Below are 12,316 nucleotides of genomic sequence, written 5' to 3'. Positions count from 1 at the left end.
AGCAATGGCGGCCGCGGCGGTCGCGGGCAACGCGCCGGTTCTTGCGCAATCCGCGCCGCGAATCGTCAGCCTCGACTACGGTCTCGCATCGACGCTTCTGTCGCTTGGCGTCGTTCCGCTGGCAGTTTCCGATCTTGCCGATTGGGATAAATGGGTGGTCGAGCCGGCAATGCCTCCGTCCGTCGTGAACCTCGGCAGCTCGTGGGAGGTCAACTTCGAACTCCTTGTTGCCCTCAAGCCGGATATCATTCTGACGACACCCTATCTCGACGAACTCCTGCCGAAGCTAAAGCAGGTCGCAAAGGTCGTCCGCCTCGAGATCTACGCGCCCGGTATTGGCCCGATACTGCCGGCGGCCATCGCGGCGACAAGAAAACTCGGGACTGCGATCGACCGGAAAGCGGAGGCAGAAGGTTTTCTCGCGCATGCGGATGCTTTCTTCGCCGAATGCCACGCCCGTCTTGCCGCGAAATCCCCTCCTCCCGTAGCGCTCGTCAACTTCATGGACGCGCGCCATGCTCGAATCTATGCGAGCCCGGGTCTCTATCATAACGTTCTCGAGCGCATCGGCGTGCGAAACGCCTGGACCGAGGAATCGAACTATTGGGGCTTCCAGACGATCGCGATCGAGAACCTTTCCCGCATTGCCGATCCCGATGCGCGTCTAGTCGCCTTCGAGCCGATACCTGCTGATGTCCTGCCTAAAATCATGCAAAGCCCCCTTTGGCAAAGCCTGCCGTTTGCCCGGCCAGGACATCTCTCAATCCTTCCCCCTGCGTTGATGTTCGGCATGGTCAATGAGGCGATGCGGTTCGCCCGCCTGTTGACCGACCTTTTGGATCCCAAGGAATGAACAGGATTTTTGGAAGGTTCGCATTCGGACCCGCAATCGTGGCGCTGGTGCTTCTCGGCGCAGGCGCTCTCCTGTCGTGGCTCCTCGTCATCCATTCGCTCGAAGTGAAAAGCCAGGCTGGCTATGACGTGCCGAGAATGGTCCTTTTCTATTCGACGCTCCCTCGCCTTGCGACGGCGCTGCTCGCCGGCGCGGCGCTTTCGCTGGCCGGCGCTCTCCTCCAGCAGGTTCTGCGCAATCCCCTTGCCGATCCGACAACGCTCGGAATTTCCGCCGGTGCCAATCTGGCGCTGGTCGTCACGACCTTGTTCTTTCCGGGCTTGCTAGGGCTAGGCCGGGATCTGGTCGCGCTCGGGGGAAGCGCGGTCGTCGCCTGCATCGTCATGAGCCTTGGGGCGCGGCGCGGCTTCTCACCCTTTTCGCTGGTGTTGTCGGGTCTCGTCATCAGTCTTTGGTGCGGCGCCCTGTCGGCGATCCTCACCCTTCTGAACGAGCGCTATCTCGTCAGCCTCTTCATCTGGGGCGCGGGATCGCTTGCGCAGCAGAGTTGGGTCATTCCAGTGTCGCTTCTCTGGAAGACGGCGATCATCGCCATTATCTGCGCGCTCGTCATGCGGCCGCTCTCTCTTCTCGATCTCGGCGAAGGCACGGCATCGGCCCTCGGGGTTCGCCTTGTCCGGCTGCGCTTTATCGTCGTTGGTGGTGCGGTCGCGCTTGCCGCAATTGTAACCAGCGCGGTCGGGGTTATCGGCTTCATTGGTCTGGTCGCGCCGACGATTGCCCGGCTTTCCGGGGCGCGGCGACCGCAGCAATTGCTGTTGTGGTCGCCTTTGATCGGCGCCGGGCTGTTGCTGATTGCCGACGCCTCCATCCAGCTCGTTGCTGGTGAATTGGGAGAATTCTTGCCCACAGGCGCGGTGACGGCGATCTTCGGCTCGCCGCTGCTTTTACTGCTGCTTCCCCGGCTGAAGGTCCGGCATCGGGCGTTGCAGATGAAAGAACGCGCGCGTTCATGGGCACCGGCCGGAACGAACACGCTTGCCGTCGCACTCTGCCTGTTATTCGTGGCGCTCGTCGTCGCTGTGTTCGTCGGACGCGGCATCGATGGAAGCTGGGGCCTCCCGCATGCGGCGCTCTTTGGCGAGATTATCCCGATGCGGCTGCCTAAGGTTTTTGCGGCGCTGTCCTCGGGCGCAATGCTCGCCGTCGCGGGCGTCATTCTGCAGAGAATCACCGGCAACGAGATGGCGAGCCCGGAAGTGTTGGGCATCAGCGCAGGCGCGACCTTTGGCGTCGCCATTGCTGTCTTCATCTTCGTTCCGGGACTTGCAGGACAATTGACCTTCGCGGCCATTGGCGCGCTTGTCGTTCTGGCCGTGATTCTCCTCAGCTCCATGCGCACGGGACTGGCGCCGGAGCGTGTCCTCCTTGCCGGCATCTCCCTGAGCGCCATGGTCGATGCCATTGTCGGTGTCCTGAGCTCTACGGGCGATCCGCGCGCCGTCCTCCTGATGCGCTGGATGAGCGGTTCGACCTACGGCGTCGACGGCCGTTCCGCCGCGACCGTTACCATCGCGGCCGCAATTCTGACCGCGGCGGCTTTCCTTGCCCGACGCTGGCTGGATATCCTACCGCTCGGTCCATCGCCAGCGCTCGCCGTCGGCATTCCGGTCCGCAAGTCCCGTTTCCTGCTCTTTGGTCTTGCCGGGCTGATGAGCGCAGCGGCAACATTGAGCGTCGGTCCCCTGACATTCGTCGGCCTTATGGGGCCTCATCTGGCACGGGAAGCGGGGCTTGTCCGCGCGCTCCCACAAATGGCGGGGGCGGCTGCCATCGGCGGCGCGCTGATGGTCCTTGCCGACTTCATCGGCCGTACCATCGTCTGGCCATACCAGATACCCGCCGGCCTCGTCTCGGCCCTCGTCGGCGCGCCTTTTCTTATGATGATGCTGCGAAGAAAGAGCTGACCGACCTCATTGCCGGCCAGACATGGGGTTAGTCGACAGATCATTCAGCGATTTATCGCAAGTCCTGCTTCTTCAGGCCTTTAGGGTTTCGTAGCGCGGCTGAGGATTGCCGGCGAAACGATGGGCGCCGGTGTGGCTGAGCTTGCTGCCAGTATCGAGCCAGATCTCTCCGCCAAGAGCACGCCAGCGATGACAGAAGGCAAAGTCCTCGCTCAAATAGATGCCGGTTTCTTCCTCGATAAGGCATTCAAACAGCGCATATTGCGTGGTCGGCGAGCGTTTGGTGCCGGGATAGGCGTGGATCGCGTCGTAGCGCAGGCCGGGATAGGCGGCGATCATTTTTTCGATGACGGCGCGCTTGATGAGAAGCATGCCGGTGCCGGCATAGATCGCGGTGACGAAATCGCCGTCCCATTCAGCGTAGGGACCGGTCAGCGGGGTGCCCACATAATGCAATGCCGCTTCCGCCAGAGTTTCAGCGTTCCGCAAGGGCGCCTTGGCGGCATTGCCCCAGTCGTAGTCCTTGATCGGATACATGGCGGCGACCACATCCTTGTCGGCATCCAGCAGCCGCATTACCTGCTCCGGTTCGAAGCTGATGTCCGCATCGATGAACAGCATATGAGTCGCCGCAGTATCATTGAGAAAATGCGAGACGAGCGTGTTGCGGCTGCGGGTGATCAGCGCATCGTTGCCGAGCAGCGCCAGCGTCAATTGCACGCCAAACTGCCCGCCAACCTGCATCAGGGAAATGATGGATTGCATATAGTCCTTGGCGACCATGCCCCCGAAACAAGGGGTGGCTATGAAGACAAGCCGATTTTCCGTCATTCGCCAAATATCCCTTTTCCGCCGCGCATGCCGCACGGAATCTAGGGAGATTCGATGTTTCTGTGTGTACCGAATTATTGAAATTTGTTTCCCGAAAACTCGGCTTGGCAATCTGATGTGGTGCTCGCTCTCGTGGCGGTGGAAACGGGCGTGCCGGCGGGACTTTACAAGGTTCGCGCAAGTTTTCCTGTGCAGGTTCAGGCCGTTGGGGAGTACCAGACGAGAACGTGGACTGCCAAAGACGCCATGATGGCGGCAACTGTCGTGGCTTATCTTTTCATCCGTCTTCCGGTCGCGCAGTCGCGCAAACGAGGACCCTGAACAAGTTTAGCCTCCAGTATTTGGTATCCGTCTGCATTGATCTCGAAAGATGCGCTACCGCGTTCATCGAACGCAGCACGGCGCCAAGAGTAGCATCAGTAAGCGTAAAAACCAGGAGTCTATGTCAACGCTCGCATCTGGAGGCCCCCTTGACGAGCATTACATCCGTCTTATCAAATAGTTATTACCAATATCAAAAATCCGGCTCGACATCGTCCTCGTCGGACGATTCGATCGCGTCGATTCTGGGCAGCAGTTCGTCCAGCAAAAGCTCGTCGTCCTCTTCTTCTTCGACGGATGATCAGTCCCTGACATCGTCGGCCGAGCAACTGGTTGCGCAGCTCATGAACATGATGCTCAACCTGCAGTCGGGCGCTTCCGGCGACGATTCCTCGTCGGACTCGGATGACAGCTCCAGCAGCACCTCCTCGGCTACTCAACAGTCTGCCGGCCCGAATGGCAGCCAGAACGACATGATCAGCGCGATGGATACGGATGGTGACGGCAGCATCAGCGAAGCCGAATTCGTCGCCGCAAGACCATCCGATGTAAGCGAGGATCAGGCGACGACACTGTTTAAAAGCTTTGATACCAGCAACACCGGATCGTTGACGGAAGACCAGTTGGCAAGCGCAATGCAGTCCAATGAACCGCCGCCGCCACCGCCTTCCGGGGAAACGCCTGATGACAGCGAGATCTCCAGCATGTTCACCTCAATGGATACGGATGGTGACGGCAGCGTCAGCGAAGCGGAATTCGTCGCCGCACGTCCGTCCGACGTGAGCGAAGAGCAAGCGACGACCCTGTTCGATAGTCTGGATACGACAAGCTCGGGGTCGCTGACGGAGAGCCAGCTTGAGAGCTCGATGAAGGCGCAGCCACCGCAGCTTCCCGATTTCGGCTCGCTGTTTGGCTCAAACTACCAGGATGATACGACGAGCGACCTGCTTACCGTCTGATCAAAAATGACGGCAGCGGTTTAAACTCGGTCGTTTCTATCTGTCGGCAACTTGAGCAGTGAGGTTATCACCTTCGCGCTCAAGTTTGCCGGCCGTTCTTTTATGAACGCTTGCGGGCCTTTAACCGGCAGCTTGATTTCTACCGTCTTCGCCCACGGCAAATGGGCGAAGCAGCGGCTAGAAAGTGTTCCGAGCAGTTCTCTCAGAACTTGTAGCTTGCACCGAAGGTAATCTTTTGCTGGTCGGCGCTGACTTTTCCGATTTCAGAGCCAAAATCCTTGTTCCCGAAATCAGAATAACGGTATTCGGCGCGGACGAGGATATTGTCGGTGAACGCGTGCTCGATGCCGCCACCTGCCGTCCAGCCGATCAGGATATCATCCTTTTTGCCGGCTCCGGGGACGTCGACCTTGCCGCCCGCAGCCGCAAGACCAGCCGTCGCGAAAACCAGATTTTGATCCAGCGCGTAGCCCACACGGGCACGGCCGGAGGCATCCCATTCGAGATTTGCTTCCTTGCCTTTTTCGAAGTTGTAGTTGAAGTCGTTCTCGATGCCGTAAACTATGTTTCCGTGCTGAAAATTATAGCCGGCATGAGCTCCAGCCGATCCGCTGTTGATATTCTGGTCCAAGCCCAAATAGGTCGCTTTATTCCAAGTATATCCTCCCTGGGCGCCAATATAGAAACCGGACCAGTTAAAGGTCGAATAGTTCTGCTGCTCCGGCTGCGGCGCAGACTGCTGCAAGGTCATATCGGCAGCCATGGCCGGCGTGGCCAGGGAGAGAACGACGGCGCCGAAAGCGAATATTCTGAAATGCATGGAGATGCCCCATCTTATTTTGCAAGAGAGAGGGCGATGCGAAACGCTCGACCCGCTCGTGACGATGCACCATGCTCCAGGCCGATATTGCGGAGTGTCTTTTGATGTTAAGTTATGTTGCGAGGCCGCATCCAGAGGCTATCCGATCGCTTCTCGACCATGTGGAACCGGATCGCGATTTCGCACGGATTGGCACCGAGATCAGCAAGCTCCGTAACATATCTCAATATTTCCACACACAGCTCCATAAATTCCTTTGCTATCTTTATGAACTTCCGGTCATCGGAACTCGGTGAGCTGTATCAATATTGCGATTGACGGTGCCGTCATCGCGGCAGTCCACGAGAGGGCAATGTTTAGTTGGAGTGTTGGCGTGACCCACGCAGACAGAATGATTGCTGAAACGGAAATGACTCGAGGCACTCACTCGAATCCGTGGGAAGGTATCTGAAATGGCGCCTTCCGAGCAATCCAATATCCTGATCGTTGAAGACGATGCCGATATCGCAGCTATGCTGGTCGAGCTGATCAAAGACAACGGCTTCAATGCCTTAGCGGTGGCAAATGGCGCCGAGATGGATCAAATGCTCCGTCAATACAGGTTCGATCTGATCGTTCTTGACGGCATGCTGCCGGGCGAGGATGGATTTAGCATTTGCATGCGTCTGCGGGCAACGAGGTCTATCCCCATTTTGATGTTAACCGCACGGCGGGAGGATATCGATCGCGTCCTTGGACTTGAATTGGGTGCTGACGACTACGTCACCAAGCCCTTCAACTCCCGAGAACTAATCGCCCGCATCAAAAGCATTTTGCGCCGAGCATCGTTTTCCCGGCGAGAGGAAGAGATGTCCGGGCCGCTAACTTTTGCCGGCTGGCGCATCGATCCCAACAGCCGGCAGCTCTTCGACGCTGAAGGCGATGAAGTGTCGATGACAACGGCCGAGTTCGACCTTCTCTGGGCGTTCTGCACCAATCCCAACAAGGTGCTGACCCGCGACCAGCTTCTGTCCATGACGCACGCAGGATCGGCCGGTCCGGTCGAACGCAGCATCGATGTCCATATCAGCCGGATACGACAGAAGATCGAACCGAACCTCAAGGACCCGGCTTTCATCAAGACGGTGCGGCTGGGAGGCTACCTGTTCGCAGCAATGGTGGAGAAATTGCCGTGAAAAGTCTCCGCATGGCTTCCATCCGCAGTCAGATTCTCGTGCTGGCGCTCTTGCTGATCGTTCTCGTCTCGGTGGTTGCTGCGACGACCGAGCCGTTCATCTACGGCCGTCATGACAAGGGCATCGCGATTGGTTTGCTGGCGGGGCGAATCGAGCGTGTGGTCGACCAATTCCGAGACGCACGATCTCCTGCAGAGGAAGAGGCAGCCTTGAGCTTGGCTGCGAGATTGCAGATCCCGGTGGAAAAACTGCCGGTAAGCCAGATCTCTCCGCGTGATGAGACAGAAGCGACATCGGCCGACATTCTGCAGAGGACGCGCCGCGCTCTGGAAGATGATTTCCTCGGAAGTCTGCGCCACCTCTTTGACAAGGAAAAATCCGTTCCTCTCATCGTGATGGTCGATAAGGAGCGGGCTCTTGTTTTCCATATGCCGGTCTTCCCAAGATCCTTGTGGTTCTTTCCCGCGGTCGCAAGCGGAGTTCTGAAAATTGTCATTCCCTTGATCGTGCTTGCCTATGTCAGCAGTTGGCTGATCACCAGGCCCATGGGCCGCTTCACGGCGGCGGCGGAACGCGCAAGTACCGATGATAGCCTGGAAAAGCCGTTCGTAGCGGAAGGCAGCGCTGAAATTCGAAGCCTTGCCGCATCGCTGAACATTATGCGAAGCCGGATCTTGCAGATGGCGGAAAGTCGAACGCGAATGCTCACATCGATCAGCCATGATCTGAGGACACCACTGACGCGATTGCGAATGCGCGTGGAGCGCTGCGAGCAGCCCGAGCTTCAGCACAAGATGCTCCATGATCTGACGGTCCTGGATGGCATGATAGATGAGAGTCTGGCGTTTCTCACAAACGCGATCCACAACGTACCGTCTCGAAAAGTGGACCTGTCCAGCCTGCTGCAAACGATTGCAACGGATTTCTCGGAAACCGGCATCGATGTCCGGTTCTCCGGGCCACGGCGGCTAAAATATATGTGCAGACCCTCGTTTACGAGAGCAATATCCAATCTGGTTGAAAACGCTTCCCGCTATGCGACGCAAATCGACATCGAATTGCAGGATGCCGGCGATGACGGGATATTTATAAGGGTGAGCGACAATGGTCCGGGCTTGACGGATGAGCTCAAGACCCGGGTGCTGGAGCCCTTTTTCAAAGCGGACGAGGCTCGCACGACCGGAGCGGGAGGCGGTTTTGGCCTCGGCCTCCCGACAGCGGAAGGCATCATCAGGAAAGGACATGGCGGGAAACTAACCTTGCTGGATCGAGTGCCGAATGGTCTGGTGGCGGAAATCGTTCTTCCTCTTGTCCCCGAAAGTGGCTCCGGCGGCCTTTCGGTAACCTCCGGCCCCACATTTTCGATCACCTGAAGTCTGCCTGACGCCCCTCAGGTGAGCGACATTTCATCCCTCCAATATTGCAGGGAGCCGTTCGCGAAGCTCCTTAACCAGCACACGCTCATTTTCCGAGTAGTCGACCGGGACGTTCACCAGATGAACGCCAGATCCAGAGAATGCATCTTCGAGAGCCTGTTTGAACTGGTCGATGTCATCTACCCTGATTCCCTTGGCACCGTAGGATTCGGCATATTTCACGAAGTCCGGATTGCCGAACGTCATTCCGAAATCCGGGAACTCGTCCACGGCCTGCTTCCAGCGGATCATTCCGTAGGCATTGTCCTCGATCACGAGGATGACGAGGTTGAGCTTCAACCGGACGGCAGTCTCCAGTTCCTGGGAGTTCATCATGAAGCCGCCGTCGCCACAGATCGCCATGACGCGCCGCTCGGGATAAAGCATCGAGGCAACCATCGCCGATGGAAGTCCAGCCCCCATGGTTGCAAGAGCGTTGTCCAGCAACAGCGTGTTCGCCATCCGCGTCCGGTAGTTGCGGGCAAACCATATCTTGTACATGCCGTTGTCGAGCGCAAGGATACCATCATGCGGCATCACTTCCCGGATATCATGGACCAAGCGCTGGGGCGTAAAACGATCTTCCGTCGCCCGCGCCGCGATGCGTTCGAGAATGCGCTCCCGCAGATGAAGAAGAGCCTCTGCGTTCGGCAGTTTGCCCTCGAGGCGATCCGCCAGCGCCTTGAGCGATGGGCCGATATCTCCGATAACTTCTGCTTGCGGGAAATAGACCTGTTCGACGGTGGCGGGCTGATATCCGACATGGACCACATGCGGACCGTCCTTGCCCATGATGAACGGCGGTTTTTCGATTGTGTCATGGCCGATGGTGATGATGAGATCGGCCTGTTCGATCGCCTCGTGCACATAATCGCGTTCAGAAAGCGCGGCGGTGCCCATGTAGAGCTCGGTACCGCCCGGAACCGTTCCCTTCCCCATCTGCGTCGTGAAGAAGGGGATGCGGGTTCGTATCACAAATTGCGCGATGTCTGACGTCGAGCGGGGGCGCGAGGCTGCAGCTCCAAACATCAGAAGCGGACGCTTGGCTGCAGTGATGAGAGCGGCGGCGCGGTCCAGCGCCGCGTCGCTTGCGGTCGGCAGTTCGAGCTGATGCGGCGCGATGAGTGCCATTTCCGGGCATTCTTCGGCTGCGATGTCTTCTGGAAGCTCGAGATGAACGGGTCCTGGTCTTTCTTCCTGCGCGATCCTGAACGCTTCCCTGACCATCGTGGGGATCATCTGCGGTGACACGATCTGCCGCGCCAGCTTGGTAAGCGGTTTCATCGACGCAACGACGTCGACCACCTGGAATCGCGCCTGACGAGACGAGAGGACACCCTTCTGACCCGTGATCATCACCATCGGCATCGCACCGAGCAACGCATATGCCGCCCCCGTCGAAAGGTTCAGGGCACCCGGTCCAAGCGTCGTCAGGCACACTCCCGGCTTTCCCGTCAGGCGGCCGTAGGTCGCTGCCATGAAGGCGGCTGCCTGTTCATGCCGGGTGAGTACCAACTGGATTGACGATTTGCGGATGGACTCGACAACGTCAAGGTTCTCTTCGCCGGGAATGCCAAAAATGCGGTCGACACCTTCATTCTCAAGTGCGGCCACTAAGAGATCAGAGCCTTTGGTCATGGATGAACGTCCGTGCTGGTTGGCGGATCGACCGGTCGGGGCTTACCGAATTGGAAGAAGACCTTGAAGATAGCTTCTTTTGGGAAGCTGTCCAATCGTAGTTTGACGCCAGGCTTGAAGGGCAATGCCAGACACCGCTGCCTGCCACAATGACGACAATTTGCCGGTAGACTTGCTGACGGCGCCGCACGCACCCCCGTCTCCACCGTCATTTCCAAAGCGAAGTTTGGTATGCAAGAAAATACTTCAGCCAAGGACACGCATGATCCAGTCGACGCCGCAATGCAGGCGGGCGGGCTGGCGGAAATCCTTGCGCCTTGCCTCTCCGTGGTTTTCTGCGGGTTGAATCCAGCCCTTTCCGCTGCTCGGGACGGCCATAACTTCTCGAACCGAAGCAACCGCTTTTGGCGTGTATTGCATCTCGCCGGATTTACACCCCGCCTGCTGCGGGCGGACGAAGAGCGCGAGATGCTGACATATGGCCTGGGCCTGACATCGGCGGTCTCACGGCCCACCAAAAGCGCCAGTGAGCTTAAGAACCACGATTACGTCAACGCGGCTCCTGCACTGGAAAGCAAGATAAGAAACTTCGCACCGGCAAATCTCGCCTTTCTGGGAAAGGCAGCATACGCGGCGATCAGCCTCCGAACGCATGTCGAATGGGGCAGGCAGCCGGACGAATTTGCGGGCGTTTCAATCTGGGTGCTTCCAAATCCAAGCGGGCTCAACAGGGCCTTCAACCTGGCGAGATTGACGGAACACTACCGCGAGCTGAAATTGACGCTTTAGCTGGCATGACAATCAATTCCATCGAGCCGCCGTAGTGCAACGCTGAGGAACCTTCCCTGTGGAACAGGGGCCTCCGCTTCCTGCAAAAGAGACTATATGCCGCCCAAACAGACGTATTTCAGCTCGGTATATTCGTCGATGCCGTGGCGTGAGCCCTCCCGACCCAAACCGGACATTTTCACGCCGCCAAAAGGCGCCTCAGCGGTGGAAATCAGACCGGTGTTGACGCCGACCATCCCGTATTCCAACGCTTCCGCCACCCGGAATACGCGCGACAAATCTCGTGCATAGAAATAGGAGGCGAGCCCGAACTCGGTGTCATTTGCCAGTTCGATGACGTCGCTCTCGTCGCGGAAGCGGAAGAGCGGCGCGACTGGCCCAAAGGTCTCCTCGCTGGCAAGCTGCATGCTGCCGTCGACGTTGCGAAGGACTGTCGGCTCAAAGAAATTGCCGCCAAGAGTATGACGATTGCCGCCTGAGAGGACCTCAGCACCCTTATCCAACGCGTCGCGAATATGCGCCTCAACCTTGAGGACGGCGTTCCGGTCGATCAGCGGGCCAAGGACGACACCTTGATCCAGCCCGTTGCCAACCTTCAGTTTTTCAACCGCGTCGGCGAGCTTGGCTGCAAAAGCTTCATAGACACCATCCTGCACATACAGCCGGTTGGCGCAAACGCAGGTTTGCCCATTGTTGCGGAACTTGGCGATGATCGCGCCCTCGACCGCTGCGTCGAGATCCGCGTCGTCAAACACGATGAAAGGTGCATTACCGCCAAGCTCGAGACCGAGCTTCTTGATCGTCGGCGCGCATTGCCGGTAAAGCAGTTCACCCGTGCGCGTGGAACCGGTGAAGGTCAGAACCCTGATGGCTGGGCTTGCAGTCAACGTCCCGCCAATTGCGGCGGCATCACCGGTGACGATGTTGAGGAGGCCCGACGGCAGACCCGCGCGCTCAGCAAGAACGGCAAGCGCGATCGCGGAAAAAGGCGTCTGCGGCGCCGGCTTGAGCACGACCGCGCAGCCAGCGGCAAGCGCCGGGCCGACCTTGCGGGTCACCATGGCATTTGGAAAGTTCCAGGGCGTGATGGCAGCGACAACACCTGCAGGCTGGCGTAGGACAAGGATCCGCTTGTCCTGCTGATGGCCGGGTATGGTCTCGCCGTTGATGCGCCTCGCCTCTTCGGCGAACCATTCGATGAAGCTCGCGCCATAGGCGATTTCCCCCTTGGCCTCGGCCAGGGGTTTTCCCTGCTCCAATGTCAGGATCATCGCCAGGTCATCGAGATTTTCGATCATCAGGCGGTACCACGCCTTCAATATGGTGGCGCGCTCCCCCGCGGTCTTCTTTGCCCAGAGCTTCTGAGCGATGACGGCGGCGCGGATGGCGTCCTCGGTTTCGGCAGCACCCAGATCCGGAACCAAGCCGAGTGCCTCGCCCGTGGCCGGATTGCGGATGGTTGTCGCCTGATGGTCCTTCGCCTCTATCCAATTGCCCGCAACCGGACAGGCCTGACGAAACAGTGACAAATCATGGAGCTTCATGTGA

The 12,316-nt window shown here is 58.5% G+C and carries 10 protein-coding genes; 6 read left to right on the top strand and 4 right to left on the bottom strand.

Going from position 1 to position 12,316, the window contains the following annotated elements; translation table 11 throughout:
• The first annotated feature begins 4 nt into the window (after positions 1–4).
• Complete coding sequence (locus N2601_RS21590) at positions 5–853, top strand: iron-siderophore ABC transporter substrate-binding protein (protein ID WP_260304844.1); 849 nt, start codon at positions 5–7, stop codon at positions 851–853.
• Positions 850–2,820, top strand: coding sequence for a Fe(3+)-hydroxamate ABC transporter permease FhuB (gene fhuB, locus N2601_RS21585; RefSeq protein WP_260304843.1), 1,971 nt, complete (start codon positions 850–852; stop codon positions 2,818–2,820). Before N2601_RS21590 ends, fhuB begins: the two co-directional genes overlap by 4 nt.
• Positions 2,821–2,892: 72 nt before the next feature.
• On the opposite strand, the gene N2601_RS21580 is transcribed toward fhuB, so the two are convergent.
• Complete coding sequence (locus tag N2601_RS21580; RefSeq protein WP_104826394.1) at positions 2,893–3,651, bottom strand: hypothetical protein; 759 nt, start codon at positions 3,649–3,651, stop codon at positions 2,893–2,895.
• 470 nt (positions 3,652–4,121) lie between these two features.
• Between N2601_RS21580 and N2601_RS21575 the strand changes: the two genes are divergently transcribed.
• Positions 4,122–4,931 carry an EF-hand domain-containing protein gene (locus tag N2601_RS21575; RefSeq protein ID WP_260304842.1) on the top strand — a complete coding sequence of 270 codons (810 nt, stop codon included), beginning with the start codon at positions 4,122–4,124 and terminating at the stop codon, positions 4,929–4,931.
• Positions 4,932–5,133: 202 nt separating this feature from the next.
• Here the strand turns inward: N2601_RS21575 and N2601_RS21570 are convergent, their stop codons facing one another.
• Positions 5,134–5,751, bottom strand: a complete 618-nt coding sequence (locus N2601_RS21570; protein WP_260304841.1) for an outer membrane protein — start codon at positions 5,749–5,751, stop codon at positions 5,134–5,136.
• Between the two features lie 452 nt (positions 5,752–6,203).
• Between N2601_RS21570 and N2601_RS21565 the strand changes: the two genes are divergently transcribed.
• Positions 6,204–6,926, top strand: coding sequence for a response regulator (locus N2601_RS21565; RefSeq protein ID WP_104826390.1), 723 nt, complete (start codon positions 6,204–6,206; stop codon positions 6,924–6,926).
• Positions 6,923–8,299, top strand: coding sequence for an ATP-binding protein (locus N2601_RS21560; RefSeq protein WP_104826389.1), 1,377 nt, complete (start codon positions 6,923–6,925; stop codon positions 8,297–8,299). Before N2601_RS21565 ends, N2601_RS21560 begins: the two co-directional genes overlap by 4 nt.
• Before the next feature lie 33 nt (positions 8,300–8,332).
• Here the strand turns inward: N2601_RS21560 and N2601_RS21555 are convergent, their stop codons facing one another.
• Positions 8,333–9,979, bottom strand: coding sequence for an acetolactate synthase large subunit (locus N2601_RS21555; protein WP_104826388.1), 1,647 nt, complete (start codon positions 9,977–9,979; stop codon positions 8,333–8,335).
• Between the two features lie 282 nt (positions 9,980–10,261).
• Here N2601_RS21555 and mug point away from each other — a divergent pair, with 282 nt between their 5' ends.
• A complete protein-coding gene (gene mug, locus N2601_RS21550; RefSeq protein ID WP_260305222.1) occupies positions 10,262–10,768 on the top strand; it encodes a G/U mismatch-specific DNA glycosylase in 507 nt (168 codons plus the stop codon).
• A gap of 92 nt (positions 10,769–10,860) precedes the next feature.
• Here the strand turns inward: mug and N2601_RS21545 are convergent, their stop codons facing one another.
• Positions 10,861–12,312 (bottom strand): NAD-dependent succinate-semialdehyde dehydrogenase, encoded by a 1,452-nt coding sequence (locus tag N2601_RS21545; RefSeq protein WP_260304840.1) that lies wholly within the window; start codon positions 12,310–12,312, stop codon positions 10,861–10,863.
• Positions 12,313–12,316 lie beyond the last annotated feature (4 nt).

This window comes from Rhizobium sp. CB3060 (genome assembly GCF_025200735.1).
GTDB lineage: Bacteria > Pseudomonadota > Alphaproteobacteria > Rhizobiales > Rhizobiaceae > Rhizobium.
The sequence above is the reverse complement of the archived record's forward strand: the minus strand, read 5'-3'. Positions and strand labels throughout refer to the sequence as shown.